Genomic DNA, 17147 nt, shown 5'->3' on the forward strand with positions numbered 1-17147 from the left:
GCGAAACGAGCGGGGGCGGAAAACGCACCAGCCTGGTGCCCTGCGACCACTCGTCGCTTCGTTTCTAGGCAGGCTGCCCTTCGTCGGCTCGCATGACGCATTCCAGAGCTCTTCTATACTCCTAAGGTAGTCGCCATTTGCGTTGTACCCAGCGTTCGCCATCCACAGAGGCCCGCTTGCGGCGACCACAGCGGGTGAGGAGCAGGATCATGATCAATCATGTCTGGGGCCTGCTGGCCCATCCCGATCGCGAGTGGCAACAGATTCGTCGCGAAGGGGAAACGGTCGGGCACTTCTTTGCCCATCATGTCGCCTTGCTGGCGGCCATTCCCGTCGTCGCGTCCCTGGTGGGCACCACCACCTTCGGCTGGCGCTTCGGTGGCGGTGAAGCCCATGTGCTGGATCTACCCACGGCGGCGGTACTGGCGGTCATCAGCTACGCGCTGATCATGGCAGCGGTGGTGGCCATGGGGCATGTGATCCACTGGCTGGCGCGGCGCTATCCGGATCGGCCCAGTGCCAATCGCTGCATTCTGTTCGCCGGCTACGTGGCCACGCCCATGCTGCTGAGTGGTCTGGTGGGTTTCTATCCGCTGGTGTGGCTGTGCACCATCGGCGGCATCGTCGGCCTGGCCTATTCGGCCTATCTGCTCTATACCGGCATCCCCTCCTTCCTCAATATCGATCAACGGGAAGGCTTCATCATGTCTGGCTCCACCCTGGCCATCGGGGTGCTGGTGCTGGAGGTGCTGATGGCTACCACGGTGCTGATGTGGGGTTACGGTCCGGAGCTGTTCGGCTGATCGAACGTCGCTCTGCAGTTGGCAAGCAGCTAGCGGCGGGAAAAGCCGTAGAGATCCATGGCCAGGATGCCATGGGCGATGCCGTCGTGATGGACGCTGAAGGTGCCTTCGGGGTCCGCCGCGCCCAGGGCGACGAACAAGGGCAGCAGGTGCTCGTCGGTGGGATGCGCCTGGCGGGCCTGGGACGCCTGGCGCCGGTAGTCGAGCAAGGCGTCCAGATCTCGCTCGCGCAATCGATGTTGGATCCACTGCTGGAAGTCCCGCACATAGCCGGGGGACTCAGCGCCCCCACGACGGAAGTGACCGAGGTTGTGGGTCAGGCTGCCCGAACCGATCAGCAGGGTATCCGCCGGCAGCACCCTGGCCAGCGCCTGGCCCAGGGCATAGTGGTAGTCCGGCCCGCGGGAGGCGCTCATCGACAGCGGCACCACGGGGATTTGCGCGTCGGGATAGAGATAGCGCAACGGTACCCAGGCGCCGTGATCCAGTCCCTGCGCCTCCGTCTCGGCCTCCCAGCCCTGGTCACGCAAGCCTTGAGCCAGTTGCTCGGCCAGCGCCGGGGCACCCGGCGCGGGATAATCCAGGCGGTAGAGGGCTTCGGGAAAGCCATGGAAGTCATGGATGGTGGCCGGCCGCTTGGCGCTGCCGAATACCGGTATCCGGGTATCGAAGTGCGCCGAGACCACCAGGATGGCGGCCGGGGTCGGCAGTGACCGCCCCAGGGCGCGCCAGGCCGCCCCTGCCGCGCCGGCGTCGAGCGCCTCCATGGGCGACCCGTGGGAAACGAACAGGGTGGGAAGCGACATGGTGGCGACCTCTCGAGTGGATTCAGGCGCGCTTGCGGGCATCCCAGGAGAGCTGACCCGCGCCCAGCAGCGCCAGGGCGGCAGCGGTCACGGCGAGAAAGACCGGATATTCCCAGCCACCGTCGGGATTGGAAAAGGACCAGCCGTTGCCGAAATGGACCGTCGCCGCGGCGAACAGTTGGACGGCGGCCACTGCCGCGACCGGACGCACCCAGACGCCCAGGATCAGCAGCACGCCCGCGCCCAACTCGAAGAAGGTGACCGGATAGGCCAGCCAGCCGGGAAAGCCCACCGAAGCGAAGCAACCCGCGGTGCCTGGCAAGGTGAACACCAGCAGCTTGGTCAGGCCATGGGCCAGGAACATGGTGCTCAGGGCCAGGCGCAGCAATAGGGCGGCATAGGACGAAGTACGATCGGTCATGCTGATTCTCGAGCAGGGGAAAGATGACCCATTGTCCTGTTTCCAACGCGCGAATAAAGGTGCACTCTGGGAATGAACTATGCACGCTATGGAAACAATCCTTGGATACCCTGAGAGCCCTGCAGGCCTTCATCAAGATCGTCGAACTGGGTAGCCTGACCGCGGCGGCTGAACGGCTGGAGCTCTCGCGCTCGGCGCTCACCAAGCATCTGGCCGCCCTGGAGCGACACTACGGCACCCGGCTGCTGCAACGTACTACCCGCACCCTGAGCCTGACCGAGGCCGGACGCACCCTCCATGAAGGGCTGGTGCCCCTGCTGGGCGATCTGGAGGCCCTTGAACAGCGCCTGCAGGAAGGCCACGAGCGCCCGCAGGGACGCCTCAGGGTCAGTGCGCCCCTGACCTTTGGCGTGCGCCACCTGGCACCGCTGGTGAGCAGTTTCCTGCACGAATACCCCGAGGTCGCGATCGATCTGGAGCTGAGCGATCGTCAGGTGCGCCTGGTCGAAGAAGGCTTCGATCTGGCCGTACGCATCGGCGATCTCAGCGATTCCAGCCTGGTGGCGCAGCCCCTGGGGGCGGTGGAATTGTTCATCTGCGCCGCGCCCGCCTATCTGCAGCGCCACGGTCGTCCCGAGCACCCCGCCGAACTACGCGAGCACCGCTGCCTGCTCTACAGCTACGCCAGCGATGGCGATCTCTGGGAATTCCAGCGTGACGATGAGCGCCTGCAGGTCAAAGTCAGTGGGCCCTTGCGCGCCAACAATGGCAGTGTCCTGCACCAGGCAGCGCTGGACGGCCATGGGATCATTCGCCAACCGGACTTCCTGGTGGGCGATGACCTGGCGACGGGTCGCCTGCAACGACTGTTCGCACCCTGGTACACCCAGGCCATCGCCATCCATGCGCTCTATCCCCATCGGCGTCTGGTGCCGGCCAAGGTGCGGCTGTTCATCGCCTGGCTGCAGCGACATCTGGTCACAGCCGAGCATCTGAAAAGACTGCCGTAGGTCGCCGCCGAACGGTCATTGCCGGGGGCTTCGCAGCCTGACGGGGCTTGCCTAGAATCCCTGCCTGTCCCGCCGGCACTGCCGGTTTCTGCGATGGCTGTCGTTCATGTCGACCGAGAATCCTTGCCTCAACTGTGGCGCCTGCTGCGCCCACTTTCGCGTGTCTTTCTATTGGGGCGAATGCCATTCGGCAGGCGGCCCAGTGCCCGATTACCTCACCGTCGCGGTCAGTCCCCATCTGGCGGCCATGCAGGGCACCGAGCAGAAGCCGGTACGCTGCGTGGCTCTGCTGGGCGAAGTGGGCTGCGGCACGCGCTGCACCGTTTACGAGAACCGTTCCAGCACCTGCCGCGAGTTCACCGCCGCCTGGGAGAACGGCGAAGCCAATCCCCATTGCGATGCCGCCCGCGCCGCCTATGGCCTGCCGCCGCTGACGCCGCCGTTGCAGCCCCATATCTCGCCCGACCGCGTAGCCTAGAGGGAAACCAAACGGCCATCGCCGCTGCCCAAAAAGGCGACGGCTGGGCTGTGAAGCGTGGAAAATGCAGTGCGGATCAGGTTTTCACGTCCCTGCTAGATCGAATACCCTATCGTTCTTTCGCCCGCTATGCGTATCCTGTAGCGCCGAACAACAAGGCTGCTTCAACCGGCCACGTAGAGGCTTACAAAGGCTCTACGCAAGGCAAAGCTGCCGCTATACTGCCTGGCCAATACTCACACATGGAGTTTTTACATGAATAAAGCTGAGCTGATCGACGCCATTGCCGCGTCTGCCGACCTGCCCAAGGCCACCGCTGCCAAAGCCCTGGACGCCTTCACCACCGCGGTGACCGACGCCCTGAAGCAAGGCGACAGCGTCAGCCTGGTCGGTTTCGGAACTTTCGCAGTAAAAGAGCGCGCTGCTCGCGAAGGCCGCAACCCGCAGACCGGTGCCACCATCAAGATCGCCGCTGCCAAGCTGCCCGGCTTCAAGCCCGGCAAAGGCCTGAAAGACGCCGTCAGCTAAGACTGCATTGGTCGATTCTTGTCTTCCGGGCGCTGCAGAGCGCTTCGGAAGACAGTCCTCCGCCCCACCCGCTCACGCCCCTTCCCTGCTTTTCCCCTCCGCGCCCTAGTGAAAATCCCGACTCGACACCAAGAGTTCGTCGAGCAGCGGACTCAGATCGGTCAAGCGACCGGCGATCAGGTGCTGCACCCCCGCCTCCCGTTCCAGATGCCCCTCGACCTGTAGCAGCCGTGCCTGCAACAACGGTCGTCGCTGCTGTTCGCCCACTGCGCGCCAGACCACCACATTGAGCATGCCGTGCTCGTCTTCCAGGGTGACGAAGATCACCCCGCTGGCCGTGCCTGGACGCTGTCGTCCGCGCACCAGTCCGGCCACTCGCACCAGGGCGCCGGGCCTGATCTCGTCCAGCTGACGGAAGTCCCGGCAGCGCCGCGCCTGGAGTTCGCCACGCAGCAGGCTCAGCGGATGCGGCCCCAGGGTGGTGCCCAGCATGCGGTAGTCGGCATGGACTTCTTCGGCAACGCTGGGCGTGGGCAAGGCCAGGCGCTCCTCTTGAACGCTATCCGCCGCCGCGAACAGCGGCAGCTGGCGCTCCACCCCGGCCATGGCCCAGCGCGCCTGATGGCGATCCCCGGCGAGCTCCGCCAGGGCGCCGGCCTCGGCCAGTTGCCCGCGGGCCCGGGCATCCAGTTCGGCCCGGCGGCAGAGGTCCTCGATGTCCCGAAAGGGCTGCGTACCCCGCGCCACCACCAGGCGGCGGCCGACCGCTTCCGCCAACCCCTGCACCAGGCGCAGGCCCAGGCGGATCGCCGGCTGATGGCCAGCGCTCGCCTCCAGCCGGCAGTCCCAGTCGCTGGCCTGCACGGTCACGGCGCGCACCTCGACGCCATGGCGTCGAGCGTCCTGCAGCACCTGGTCGGGACTGTAGAAGCCCATGGGCCAGCTGTTGACCAGGGCACAGGCGAAGGCGGCCGGTTCATGGCATTTGAGCCAGGAGCTGGCATAGGTCAGCAGGGCGAAGCTGGCGGCATGGGATTCGGGAAAGCCGTAGCTGCCGAAGCCCTTGATCTGCTCGAAGAGGCGCGCGGCGAATTCCGGGCGATAGCCGCGCTCGACCATGCGACTGTGCAACCGCTGGCGATGAGGTTCGAGGCCGCCATGACGCTTCCAGGCGGCCATGGAGCGGCGCAGCTGATCGGCTTCGCCCGGGGTGTACTGGGCAGCGGTCATGGCGATCTGCATCACCTGCTCCTGGAACAGCGGCACTCCCAGGGTGCGCTCCAGAGCTGGCCGCAATTCGTCATGGGGATAGTCCGCCACTTCCTCGCCATTCCGGCGGCGCAGATAGGGATGCACCATGTCGCCCTGGATCGGCCCGGGGCGGACGATGGCCACCTCGATCACCAGGTCGTAGAGGGTTTGCGGCCGGAGGCGCGGCAGCATGGCCATCTGGGCGCGGGATTCGATCTGGAACACCCCCACCGTGTCGGCGCGGGAGATCATGGCGTAGGTGGGCGCATCCTCCTGGGGCAGGCTGGCCAGGGTCCAGCGCTGGCCACGCCAGTCGGCGACCAGGTCGAAGCAGCGGCGCAGGGCGCTGAGCATGCCCAGGGCGAGGATGTCGACCTTGAGCAAGCCCACGGCATCGAGGTCGTCCTTGTCCCACTGGATCAGGGTGCGCTCGGGCATGGCGGCATTCTCCACCGGCACCAGCGTGGCCAGGGGCGCCTCGGAGATGACGAAGCCGCCGGGGTGCTGGGAGAGATGTCGGGGAAAACCGATCAGTTGACCGGCGAGGATGAGCACCCGCTGCAGCAGCGGGCTGTCGGGATCGAAACCGGCTTCGCGCAGACGTGCGGGGCCGGGGATCTCGTCGGTCCAGCGCCCGGCGCACCCGGACAGGGCGTCGAGCTGATCGCCCGGCAGGCCCAGGGCCTTGCCGACATCGCGCAGGGCGCCAGCGGCATGGTAGGTGCTGACCACCGCGGTGAGCGCGGCCCGTTCGCGGCCATAGCGGCGAAAGACGTACTGGATCACCTCTTCGCGGCGTTCGTGCTCGAAGTCGACATCGATGTCGGGCGGTTCGTCGCGCTCACGGGAGATGAAGCGCTCGAACAGCAGATTGCCGGTGAGCGGATTCAACTCGGTGATGCCCAGCACGTAGCAGACCACCGAGTTGGCCGCCGAGCCGCGGCCCTGGCAGAGGATGTGCTGGCGGCGGGCATGGTCGACGATGTCATGCACGGTGAGAAAGTAGTTCTCGTAGCCCTTCTCGGCGATCAGCGCCAGCTCCCTGGCCACCTGATCGGTGACCTTTTGCGGCGGTCCCTCCGGCCAGCGCCAGGCCAGGCCGCGGCGGGTCAACTCGGCCAACCAGGAGCCGGCAGTCTGGCCGGCGGGTATCACCTCCTGGGGATAGCGATAACGCAACTCGCCCAGATCGAAGCGACAGCGGGCGGCGATCTTCAGGGTTTCGGCGCGCAAGGCATCGGGATAGAGCCCTTCGAGCACCGTCAACGGGCGCAGATGCCGCTCCCCGTTGGGATGCAGGCGATAGCCGGCCTCGGCCACTGGCAGGTGGTGGCGGATGCTGGTGAGCACATCCTGCAGGGCACGACGACCGCGGGTATGCATGTGCACGTCGCCGCAGGCCACCGGCGGCAGCCCCAGTTGCTCCCCCAGTGCCTGCAACTGCATGAGCTGGGCGGCGTCGTCGGCGCCGCGCAGCAATTCCACGCCGAGCCAGAGGCGTTCGGCGAAGACCTGCTTGAGCCAGGCGCCCTCCTCGACCAGGGGTTCGCCGCCCGGCAACCAGATGGCCAGCAGCCCGGGCAAGGGGTGCTGCAGATCCGCGCGACCCAACTGGTAGCGGCCCTTGGGCGCACGGCGGCGTGCCCGGGTGATCAGGGCGCAAAGAGACTCGTAGCCCGGCAGATCCTCCACCAGCAGCACCAGGCGCAGGCCGTCGTCCAGGGTCAGCTCGCTGCCAACGATGAGCGGCAGTCCGACCTGCCGCGCCGCCTGCCAGGCGCGGACGATGCCGCTCAGGGTGCCTTCGTCGGTGATGGCCAGCGCAGCGTAGCCCAGCGCCTTGGCTCGCTCGAACAATTCCAGGGCGCTGGAGGCACCGCGCTGGAAACTGAAATTCGACAGACAGTGCAACTCGGCATAGCCGCTCATGCGAACCAGCCCTGGATCCACCAGGGCGCCTCCTCGCCATAGCGGCGGAAGGCCCAGGCCTGGCGTCCGTCGGCCACCTCGATGCGGTAGTAGTCGCGGCGTTGGTCGCCGCCGTCCCACCAGCCGCTTTCGATGCGTTCAGGACCGGCCAGGATCCGGCGTGGCTGACCGTCGAGGGGGCGCGGTTCGCGCAGCAGCCAGCCCGGACGCAGGCCGGGCAGCACAGTCTCCAGGCGTCGCTCGTGGCGCCAGACCAGGGCGCGCTCGGGCCGATGATCCGCCTGGATGCCGAGGCCGAGCACGGCCTCCTCACCCAGCCGGGCGCGCAGACGCTCGCGCAGCACCTCCCAGCCCACGGCCTGGGCCGGGCGTTCGTCGAACAGACCATGGCGTTCCGGCACGAAGAGCGGCAATTCCTCGCTTTCCAGGCGCAGCGCCAGAACCGGCGCCACCACCTGCAACTGTTCGAGGCGGCCACGGGCGAATTCGAACAGCAGGGCGGCATCGCGCTCGGGGGCCAGCAGGCCGATGGTGAGGGTGGTGGCCGGCCCCTGGCGATGTTCCAACCAGAGCAGGAAGCGCTGCACGCCACGGTCGCGACTGGCCAGCCAGGCGGCCAGGTCGGCGGTGAGGCGGCGCAGTGGGAACAGCAGGGCCTGGTGGGAGTCCACCTCGAAATTGAGTTCCACCCGCGCCACGAAGCGATCGGGCGGCCGATAGAACTCCAGCGCCAGACTGCGACTGCCGCCCAGCAGATCCAGCTGCTGCAGAAGCTCCGGCGCGAAGCGCCGGGCCAGGGCGGCCCTGGGCAGGGCCTTGAGCTGCTCCAACCGGCGGATACCCATGCGCGTCAGCGCCTGGGCTTGCTGGGGGGCGAAACCGGCGCGCTCCACGGGCAGCCGATCGAGCAGGCGCGGCAGGTCATCCGGAGAGGCGATGAGACCATCGGCGACATTGGTCAGCATGCGCGCCGCCACCGGATTGGGTGCCAGGGCCAGCCGATGACGAAAGCCCAGGCCCTGGAGCTCCTGACGCAGGCGCCGCTCCAGCCGCGGCCAGGGACCCAGCAGCGGCAGGCTGGACTGGATCTCCAGCAGCAGCGCCCGCGGATAGTGGCGACTGACCTGGGAGCTGAAGCCATAGCCCCAGGCCGCCAACAGCGCCTCGGCCGTCTCGATGAGCGCCGGATCATGTTCCTGCTGCTCGAAGTCGCGGGTCAGCGCCTGGGCGGCGGCCAGGGTCAGGCCAGGGCGCAACCCCAGGGCCCGCGCAGCCGGATTGACCGCCCGCAGCAGGCGGCGCTGGGGCGGACCGGAAAGCAGCACCAGCGGCTGCTCCGGCTGCGGATGACGGCGCAGCACGGCATCCAGCGCCAGCTGCGGAAAGAGGATGCAGGCCCAGCGCATGGCCAGCTCAAGCGCCGCCGGCCAGATCGAGCACGCCGGGCTGACCGCCGCGGCATTTGCGGATGTGCAGCCGTTCCAGCGGCGCCCTGAGTTCCAGGCGCAAGGCCGCCGGCGAGGGATTGTCCAGGGCGGCGGCCGGGCGCAGGGCGAAGGCCAGGGTGCGACCGCTCTCGGCGGCGACCTGCAGCCGACGCAGTTGGCGATCATCGGCCCGCTCGGGCCAGCAGAGCACCGCGCCGAAGCATCCCGAACGCAGGCACTGCTCGGCGGCCCAGAGCACCTCGGCGCCCTGGGCGCGGATCACCACCAGGGAATCCAGCGCCACGCCGGCCGCCTGCCAGGCCAGGGGATAGGGCAATAGCGGCGGGCCGATCAGGGCGATGCGTTCGGCGGCCTGACTCAGGCGTGCCAGGGTTGGCCAGAGCAGCCGCAACTCGCCATGGCCGGGGCCGGCGAGCAGCAATTCGGTCAGCGCCGCCTCGGGCCAGCCGGCGCCGGGCAGATGGGCATCCAGGGCGGCGACCCCGGTGGGCTGGTCGCTACGCCGGGCATCAGGACTGGTCTGCCCCTTCCAGAGCCGCCGCTCCTCGAACAGCCGGGCCAGGCTGGCGCCACCGCTCATGCCGCCAGACCTGCAGGGGTGTTATCCATGGCCATCGCCTCAATCTGTATATGCATACAGTATTAGAGGCGATCCGCATCGGGGTCAAGTCGAACCGGTGTCTTGGCTGACGAAGGCGACGTCAGATCCAGATGACCACGCCGATCAGCGCCGCCAACAGCAGCCACTGTTCGAGGTAGTAGCGGAAGCGGTTGCGCTTCTTCAGCGCCTTGCCGCGCTGGCGGATGCGATAGAGATGCCGGAAGGCGCGGTTGAGGCCGCCGGTTCTGTCGCTGGCGTCATTGGGCGAGGCCGCGGAGGCCAGCAGGGTGCCGCTGACCCAGCGGTTGAAGGCGCCGGCCCAGCGATAGCGCAGGGGCCGCTCGATGTCGCAGAACAGGATGATGCGATCCTGCTCGGTGGTGTTCTCGGCGTAGTGGATGAAGGTTTCGTCGAACACCACCGCCTGGCCATCGCGCCAGTGATAGCGCTGGCCGTCCACCTCGATGAAGCAGCGCGGATCGTTGGGCGTATCCAGGCCCAGGTGATAGCGCAGGGAGCCACCGTAGGGATCGCGATGGCGCACCAGCCGCGAACCGGGCGGCAGTTCGGCGAACATGGCGGCCTTGACCGTGCCGATGCCCCGCAGCAGTTCGGTGGTCTGCGGGCACAGCTGCATGGCGGAAGGATGGCTGTCGCCGTACCACTTCAGATAGAAGCGCTTCCAGCCGCTCTTGAAGAAGGAGTTGAAGCCGGCATCGTTGTGCTCGGCGGCTTTCTTGATCTGACCGGCGCGCAGCAGGTCCTGGGCCTCGTCGCGGATAAGCTGCCAGTTGTCCTGCAGCACCTGGAGTTCGGGAAAGCGCTCCACCGGGTGATAGGGCTGGTTGGGTACCCGCGACGTCAGGAACATGAAGGTGTTCAGCGGTGCCAGCACCGTCGAATGATCACTGAGCTGACGCAGGAAGCGATGGCGCACATGACCGCGGAAGTGCACATACAAAACGCAGAGAAAAAAACCGCCGATAACGAACCACTTCACGCGTCGCTGTCCTGGAAAGAATGTTTCAGGATGTTATACGTTCACGGCAAACCAGGCCTAGCCTTTAAGGTCTGACGATTAGCCGCAGGCTTATTCTCGATACTGGGAGCCGTCGCGGTCATCTTGTATCCTGCAGGTGACACTTCGAGTGCCCGGAGGGCCTCATCATGCGTTCGCTGCTCTATGGCCTGCTGTTCGCCAGTGGCGTCGTGGCCGCTCAGGATGTCTACAAATGCGTGGACGCCCAGGGCCGGACGACCTATACCCAGGGCGCTTGTCCGACGAATAGTCAGATCACTACCATTCCGCTGCAGCGTTTGCCCGACAGCAATGGCTTCACTCCCCCGCCAAAACCCGCCACGCCACCGCCAGCCACTGCACCGCGCGAGATCACCGTAGTGCCCGCGCCGGCCAGCAGACGTCAGCGCCCGGTCGATGACGTCACCGTGGTCGGCGGCTCGTCCTCCTCTTCCAGCTTTCGCCAGGAAACCCAGGTGCGCAGCGCTGGCATCCTCTATCAGCCGGTGCCGATCTACATCGACCGCCGGCCGCGTGACGAGACCTGGCACATGGTGCCCCACCCCCAGGCGCAGCCGCCGGCTCCGCCTACTCAGCAGATTTACGGTATCCCTTTCAAACGCTGAAAGGCGGTAACCACTGCCTAAAGACGATGCAGGAAGTTGACGACGAACTTGCGTCCCTCGGTGCGGTTCTCGGCGTCCTGCTCGAAGTAGCTGTTGACGGTGACCAGGTTCTGTCTGGAAAAGGCGTAGGTGAAGCCCGGGCCCCAGGCCCAGACCTTTTCCCGACGTCCGCTGACGTCATGGCCATCCACCTGGGTATCGGTGATCTGCCGGAGCCAGTAGCCGCTCAGGCCGATGCTGAGTCGGTCGTTCAGCGCGTACTGGGTGGCGAAGTTGGCATGCAGTGCTTGGCCGGCCTGGGTGTCCGAGACAGCGCCGAAGCTACGCAGCGGCTGGTCGTTCTTGCCATTCCACAGGTACCAGAAGCGCCCGGTCACCGACCACTGGGGCGTCAGCCAGTAGGTGGTGGCGTAATAGGGATTGAAGGACCAGAAGTTGCTGCCCGGATTGATCGCCCGGTCGCGGTCGTAGCGGCCGGTGGGAGCGACGATCTCGGCCTCGATGCGCTGCGCCCAGCGCGGTCCGCCATCGGGGCGGGTGGTGGTGGGTAACTGCAGGAAGGCGCCCAGGGTCAGGTCCCCTACCCCTTCGCGGGCGCTCAACGCCTGGCCGCCGAGGCCATCGTCGACATCGGCATGGGCCAGCCAGGGCAGGATAACGGTGAAACCGGGCATGGCCCCATTGGCCAGCGGCTGCCCCAGGTAGATGAGCTGGGTGACCGGGGCGAAGGTGGTCAGGTCCTGCTTGGGCAGGGGCAGCTTGCGGCCATTCTGATCGTTGAAGCGATTGGTCTTGCCATAGATCAGGTATTCCGCCAGGTACCAGCCGGGCCATCCGGCGCCGGGGCGCCATCATAGAAGCTGGTGGAGCCAAGGTTGAGACCGGGCAGGTCGTAGGCCTGGGCCAGCGTGGTGGCGAGACTGGCCGCGGCCAGCAGACCGAATCGGGAAAATGTGCGCATGACGTCGTCCTGAAGTTGTTCTTGTTGTGGGAACACGCGATCACCGCACCCGGGCAGGCGCGGCGATCCGGGTCAGACGTAACTGGCCGCCAGGCCACCATCCACTGGCAGATTGGCGCCGTTGATCCAGCGCGAGGCATCGCTGCAGAGGAAGGCGATGACCGCGGCCACCTCATCGGCCAGCGCCGGGCGCAGGATGCGCTGGCTGTCGCGGGCGACCCGCTCTTCACCCAGCATGCTGACGAAGTCGCCGAGGATGGGGGTGAACACCGGTCCTGGTGCCACGCAGTTCAGGCGCACGCCAAACTCGCAAAACCAGCTCTGGGACTGCACGAAGCTCCAGACGATGAGCGCCTCCTTGAAGTACTGGTAGCAGGTGGCCTGCTCCACCGGATGGGCCTCCAGCCAGGCCTGGGCCTGGGCGAAGTCGGCGATTTGCGCCAGTTCGCGGTGTCGTTCCAGGCGCTGCGGCCATTCGGCGCCCAGGATGGAGGCGACGTTGACGATGGCCCCACCCTGCCCCAGCCGCGTGACCAGTTGCTGGCTGAGCAGCCGCAGACCGAGGTAATTGACCCGGGCCACTGCCTCCCGGGGTGCCGTGCCCGGTACCCCGGCGATGTTGCACAGGCCGTGCAGGCGATCCGGCAGGCGACTGACCAGGGTGGCGATGCTGTCGGGATCGCCAAGGTCGGCCTGGTGGAAGTCGTCCAGGCTGAACTGGGGCTGATTGCGGTCGACGCCGATCACGGTGGCGCCTTGGAAGCGTGCTAGGCGCGCCAACTCGGCGCCGATGCCGGAGGCAACGCCGGTGATCACCAGAGTCTTGCCATTCAGGGTCATGGGATTTTCCTCTTGTTGTTATTGGGGGTGAAACAAGGGCTTGGAGCCTGTTCAAAGACTCGCGAGCTAGAGCCAAACAAGGCGAACATGGCTGAGGAAGCGGATCGGACCCGCGCTCGGGTTTACGAGTGGTAAATGAGCATTCCGATCGGGCTGGCGACCCAGGTCGTGTTCAACGCGGTTTGGCCGACGCGCAGCAGCCTTTGAGCAGGCTCTCAGAAGGGGTAGCGTGGCGGCTCGTTATGCTCGGTCACCCATTGCCACTGGCTGTAGTCGTCCCAGTTGCACAGGCCACCGACGCTGCCGCCATTGCCGGACTGGCCACGGCCGCCGAAGGGATTGACCACCTCGTCGTTCACCGTCTGGTCGTTGAGGTGCAGCATTCCGCACTCTAGCCGTTCGCCCAGGGCCCGGGCCCGCGCCAGGGAGCCGGACAGCACACCGGCTGCCAGGCCATAGGAGGTGCGGTTGGCCAGGTCGATGGCCTCGGACTCGTCGGCGAAGGTCACCACGCTGGCCACCGGGCCGAAGACTTCCTCATCGAAGGCCCGCATGCCGGGGCGGACGTCGGCGAGCACCGTGGGGGCATAGAAGAGGCCTTCGTGATGACCGCCCTGCAGCAGCCGGGCACCGGCGGCGAGGCTATCGGCGACGATGCCCTGCACCCGTCGCAACTGCCGGTCGTTGATCAGCGGGCCGAGTTGGGTGCTGGGCGCCAGGGGGTCACCCAGGCGCAGGGCGGCGGCGCGGGCGACCAGGCGTTCGCTGAAGGCGGCGGCGATGCGCTGGTGCACCAGGATCAGGCCGGTGGCCATGCAGATCTGGCCCTGGTGCAGGAAGCTGCCCCAGGCGGCGCAGCTGGCGGCGCGGTCGAGATCGGCGTCATCGAGCACGATCAGCGGATTCTTGCCGCCCAGCTCCAGGGCCACCTTCTTCAGATGGCGCCCGGCACTTTCCGCCACCTGGCGCCCGGCCTGGGTCGAGCCGGTGAAGGCGATCATCCGCACCTGGGGATGGGCGCAGAGCGCTGCCCCGGTCTCGGCGCGACCGGGCAGCACCTGCAGCACGCCTTTGGGCAGGCCGATGGCCTCGAACAGTCGGGCGATCAGCACGCCGCCGCTCACCGGCGTCTGGTGATCCGGCTTGAGTACCACGGCATTGCCGCAGGCCAGGGCCGGGGCCACGGCGCGCAGGGAAAGGATCAGCGGGAAGTTGAAGGGCGAGATCACCCCCACCACGCCATGGGGCAGGCGGCGGGCATAGGACAGGGCACCGCGCTCGCTGGGCAGAACCACGCCATGGGGCTGCAGCAACTGGCCGGCGACCTGCTGCAGGATGACTCCGGCTTCGCGCAGTTCCAGCTCGGCCTTGGGCAGGATGCCGCCGGTCTCCCGGGCGATCAGGGGTGCCAGTTCGGCGCGATTCAATTCGAGCTGCGCGGCGGCCGCCAGGAACAGCGCGGCCTTTTGCCGGGCCGTCCAGGCAGCCCAGGCCGGTTGCGCCTGGGCCGCCTTGGCGCAGGCCTGGTCGATGTCGGCGACGCTGGCGAGGCCCGTGCGATGCAGGGGCTGGCCGGTGGCGGGTTCGATGACCTCCAGGGTGCCGCCCTGAGCGGCGATCCAGTCGCCATCGAAAATCCGCTCGCGCCAGGGTGCGCCGTCCAGGAACGGCGTGGATGGTCTGCTCATAGCCTTCTCCTTGTTGTTATCGGGCCGCGGTGGGCACAGACAACGGAGCAAGGGCTGTGCCCAGCCCGGGCTGGCAGGAGAAAGAGTCGTTCAATCAGGGACTTGCTGGATTAGGTGGGCAAAGACACCCGACCCACCCGGCAAACGCCTTGCTCAAAAGATAAAGTTATGAGGTATAACCTTTTTCTCGATTGCGCATTTGCGCAATTCACCTGGGAGGTGGTGCCATGGCCCGGTCCGAACGCCTGTCCCTCAACGCCTTGCAGCAGGTCACCCCTGGCCTGTACCGCGGCGACAGTGCCGCCTGGGATGACAGCGCCAGCCCGACCCAGGCGGAACTGGCCGAGTGCCTGTTCTTCTCGCCCGGCGATGGGCGCATCTGGCTCAACGACCAGCGCATGCTACTGGTGCATGCCTCCGCCTTTGGCGCCCTGCGGCGCGAGCTGATCGGCGCCCTGGGTCAGGAACGCGCCCGCGGGCTGCTGACCCGGGTCGGCTATCTGTCCGGGGTGCGCGACGCCGAGCTGGTGCGCAAGCGCTGGCCCCAGGCCGACGCCGCCGCCATCTTCGCGGCCGGCACCCGCCTGCACGGCCTGGAGGGGCTGGTGCGGGTCGAGCCGCTGCATTTCGAATTCGATGTCGATCAGGGCCGCTATGGCGGCGAGTTTCTCTGGCATCACTCGGCCGAATGCGACGAGCACCAGATCGCCCACGGTCAGGGCAGCGACCCGGCCTGCTGGATGGAGATCGGCTATGCGATCGGCTATGTCAGCAGCCTGTTCGGCCGCCTGGTGATCTTTCGCGAAGTGGAATGCCGCGCCATGGGCCACCACGTCTGCCGGGTCGAGGGCCGCAATGCCGAACGCTGGCCCGATGTGGCGGAAGACCTGCGCTATCTCAATGCCGCTGGCGACGGCGCCCCCGCGACAGCCGCCACGGAACGCCTGCCCGCGCCCCTGCCCCACGCCGCCGACGGCCAGCAACCGCTGGTGGGCGCCTCGGCGGCCTTCAACAGCGCCTTCCAGGCCCTGCAGCGGGTCGCCCCGACCCCGGCCACGGTGCTGCTCACCGGCGAATCGGGAGTGGGCAAGGAATTGTTCGCCAGCCACCTGCACCGCCTCAGCCGCCGCGCCGACGGCCCCTTCGTCGCCCTCAACTGCGCGGCCATTCCCGAGAATCTCATCGAAGCCGAATTGTTCGGCGTGGAGCGTGGCGCCTATACCGGCGCCAACCAGTCCCGCGCCGGGCGCTTCGAACGCGCCCAGGGCGGTACGCTGTTCCTCGACGAGATCGCCTGCCTGAGCCTGCCCGGTCAGGGCAAGCTGCTGCGCGCGCTGCAGGAGCGCGAGATCGAACGGGTCGGCGGCAGCCGCACCCTCAGGGTGGACGTACGGGTAGTCGCCGCCACCAACCTGGACCTGCGCGACGCGGTGCGCCGTGGCGACTTCCGCGAAGACCTCTTCTATCGTCTCAACGTCTATCCCATCGGCATCCCACCCCTGCGGGACCGCCGCGACGACGTACCGCTGCTGGTGGATCTGTTCCTGCGCCGCTTCTGCGCCGCCTACGAACGCCCGCCGGTGGGGCTGACCATGCGCGCCCTCAAGGCGCTGCTGCGCTACGATTTTCCCGGCAACGTACGGGAATTGCAGAATCTGGTGGAGCGCGGGGTGATCGCCAGCGATCCGGGCGAACTCATCGACCTGCCCCACCTGTTTCGCGGCGAGCCGCTGCCGGCCGACCTCCTGGAACCGGCGCCGCAGACAGCCGGTTGGCTGGAGCGCCTCGGCGTGGCTGGCGAACGCCCGCTGCACCTGGGCCAGCTGGAAGCCGAGCTGCTCGACGAAGCCCTGGCGCACAGCCACGGCAACGTGGCCGCCGCGGCACGACTGCTCGGCCTGAGTCGTGCCCAGTTCGCCTATCGCCATCGACGCGCGAGACGGGATCTCGACTAGAATGACCCCTCGATACCCTCCTCTCGCCATCTCCGACGGAAGCCCTTCCCGCCGATGAGTTCCCCCGACGACGCCACGCCCCTGGACCCTGCCGCCACCCCCTGGCTGGACACCGCCGTAGGCTATGCCCTGCGCCGCGCCCAGATGAAGATGTTCCAGCACCTGGTGGACAGCCTGGCCGAATACGACCTGCGCCCTGCCCAGTTCACCGCCCTGGTGATCCTCGAACAGGAACCGGGCCTGATGCAGGCCGACCTGGCCCGGCGCCTGGCCATCGAGCCGCCGCAACTGGTCCTGCTGCTGAACAAGCTGGAACGCCAGAGCCTGGCCGAGCGGGTGCGCGGCACCCAGGATCGCCGCGCCTACGCCCTGCACCTCACCGAGCAGGGCCGTGCCCTGGTGGGCGAACTCAAGGAACGCGCCGCTGCCAGCGACCGTGCCGCCAGCGCCCCGCTGGACGACGCCGAACGAACCGAGCTGTTGCGCCTGCTGCGCAAGCTCAATGGAGAGCTGGGCTGAAGGTTGATGGCGGTGTTCTGTGTTGGGCTTCGCTGCGCTCAACCGCAACCTACGAAAAGCCAGCTTGCACCGATCGCCCCCTCTCCCTCGGGGAGAGGGTTGGGGTGAGGGATACTGGCAGCGTCTGGGGCAGTGCCCTGTTGGGCTTCGCTGCGCTCAGCCGCAACCTACGAAAAGCTAGCTTGCACCGATCGCCCCCTCTCCATCAGGGAGAGGGTTGGGGTGAGGGAGATTGGCAGCGTCTGGGGCAGCGCCCTGTTAGGCT

15 protein-coding genes and 1 pseudogene are annotated in these 17147 nt (G+C 67.2%); 7 read left to right on the top strand and 9 right to left on the bottom strand.

What is annotated here, in order from left to right; all coding sequences use genetic code 11:
- Window positions 1-209: 209 nt before the first annotated feature.
- Window positions 210-803, top strand: coding sequence for a Yip1 family protein (locus LRS53_RS14630; RefSeq protein ID WP_231356397.1), 594 nt, complete (start codon window positions 210-212; stop codon window positions 801-803).
- 29 nt (window positions 804-832) lie between these two features.
- Here LRS53_RS14630 and LRS53_RS14635 read toward each other — a convergent pair whose 3' ends face one another.
- Both LRS53_RS14635 and LRS53_RS14640 read right to left on the bottom strand, forming a co-directional pair.
- A complete protein-coding gene (locus LRS53_RS14635) occupies window positions 833-1609 on the bottom strand; it encodes a DODA-type extradiol aromatic ring-opening family dioxygenase (RefSeq protein ID WP_231356398.1) in 777 nt (258 codons plus the stop codon).
- 22 nt (window positions 1610-1631) lie between these two features.
- Window positions 1632-2030: a DoxX family protein gene (locus LRS53_RS14640; protein WP_231356399.1), complete on the bottom strand. Its 399-nt coding sequence runs from the start codon at window positions 2028-2030 to the stop codon at window positions 1632-1634.
- A 101-nt stretch (window positions 2031-2131) separates the two neighbouring features.
- Here LRS53_RS14640 and LRS53_RS14645 point away from each other — a divergent pair, with 101 nt between their 5' ends.
- The 3 genes from LRS53_RS14645 (at window position 2132) to LRS53_RS14655 (ending at window position 4046) form a co-directional block, all read left to right on the top strand.
- Window positions 2132-3040, top strand: coding sequence for a LysR family transcriptional regulator (locus LRS53_RS14645; protein WP_064307993.1), 909 nt, complete (start codon window positions 2132-2134; stop codon window positions 3038-3040).
- 106 nt (window positions 3041-3146) lie between these two features.
- Window positions 3147-3518 (top strand): YkgJ family cysteine cluster protein, encoded by a 372-nt coding sequence (locus LRS53_RS14650; RefSeq protein ID WP_231356400.1) that lies wholly within the window; start codon window positions 3147-3149, stop codon window positions 3516-3518.
- A 255-nt stretch (window positions 3519-3773) separates the two neighbouring features.
- Window positions 3774-4046 (top strand): HU family DNA-binding protein, encoded by a 273-nt coding sequence (locus LRS53_RS14655; RefSeq protein ID WP_007159052.1) that lies wholly within the window; start codon window positions 3774-3776, stop codon window positions 4044-4046.
- 105 nt (window positions 4047-4151) lie between these two features.
- Here LRS53_RS14655 and LRS53_RS14660 read toward each other — a convergent pair whose 3' ends face one another.
- The 4 genes from LRS53_RS14660 to lpxO form a co-directional block, all read right to left on the bottom strand.
- Window positions 4152-7226 (bottom strand): error-prone DNA polymerase, encoded by a 3075-nt coding sequence (locus LRS53_RS14660; RefSeq protein WP_269216762.1) that lies wholly within the window; start codon window positions 7224-7226, stop codon window positions 4152-4154.
- Entirely contained in the window at window positions 7223-8632 is a 1410-nt protein-coding gene (locus tag LRS53_RS14665; RefSeq protein ID WP_068385555.1) for a Y-family DNA polymerase, read from the bottom strand. Before LRS53_RS14665 ends, LRS53_RS14660 begins: the two co-directional genes overlap by 4 nt.
- Window positions 8633-8639: 7 nt before the next feature.
- Entirely contained in the window at window positions 8640-9254 is a 615-nt protein-coding gene (gene imuA / locus LRS53_RS14670) for a translesion DNA synthesis-associated protein ImuA (RefSeq protein ID WP_093249492.1), read from the bottom strand.
- 121 nt (window positions 9255-9375) lie between these two features.
- Window positions 9376-10275, bottom strand: a complete 900-nt coding sequence (gene lpxO, locus LRS53_RS14675; protein ID WP_231356402.1) for a lipid A hydroxylase LpxO — start codon at window positions 10273-10275, stop codon at window positions 9376-9378.
- Between the two features lie 167 nt (window positions 10276-10442).
- Here lpxO and LRS53_RS14680 point away from each other — a divergent pair, with 167 nt between their 5' ends.
- Entirely contained in the window at window positions 10443-10919 is a 477-nt protein-coding gene (locus LRS53_RS14680) for a DUF4124 domain-containing protein (protein WP_231356403.1), read from the top strand.
- Window positions 10920-10936: 17 nt separating this feature from the next.
- Here the strand turns inward: LRS53_RS14680 and LRS53_RS14685 are convergent.
- The 3 genes and pseudogenes from LRS53_RS14685 to LRS53_RS14695 all read right to left on the bottom strand — a co-directional run bounded on the left by LRS53_RS14685 (window position 10937) and on the right by LRS53_RS14695 (window position 14408).
- A pseudogene (locus LRS53_RS14685) lies at window positions 10937-11880 on the bottom strand (SphA family protein).
- A 72-nt stretch (window positions 11881-11952) separates the two neighbouring features.
- Entirely contained in the window at window positions 11953-12720 is a 768-nt protein-coding gene (locus LRS53_RS14690; protein ID WP_231356404.1) for a coniferyl-alcohol dehydrogenase, read from the bottom strand.
- Window positions 12721-12935: 215 nt separating this feature from the next.
- Window positions 12936-14408, bottom strand: a complete 1473-nt coding sequence (locus tag LRS53_RS14695; protein WP_231356405.1) for a benzaldehyde dehydrogenase — start codon at window positions 14406-14408, stop codon at window positions 12936-12938.
- A gap of 227 nt (window positions 14409-14635) precedes the next feature.
- Between LRS53_RS14695 and LRS53_RS14700 the strand changes: the two genes are divergently transcribed.
- Window positions 14636-16363: a sigma-54-dependent Fis family transcriptional regulator gene (locus tag LRS53_RS14700; protein WP_231356406.1), complete on the top strand. Its 1728-nt coding sequence runs from the start codon at window positions 14636-14638 to the stop codon at window positions 16361-16363.
- A 54-nt stretch (window positions 16364-16417) separates the two neighbouring features.
- Window positions 16418-16882 (top strand): MarR family winged helix-turn-helix transcriptional regulator, encoded by a 465-nt coding sequence (locus LRS53_RS14705; protein WP_231356407.1) that lies wholly within the window; start codon window positions 16418-16420, stop codon window positions 16880-16882.
- Window positions 16883-17147: the final 265 nt, after the last annotated feature.

This window comes from Pseudomonas sp. PLB05 (assembly GCF_021106615.1).
Classification (GTDB): Bacteria; Pseudomonadota; Gammaproteobacteria; order Pseudomonadales; family Pseudomonadaceae; genus Chryseomonas; species Chryseomonas benzopyrenica.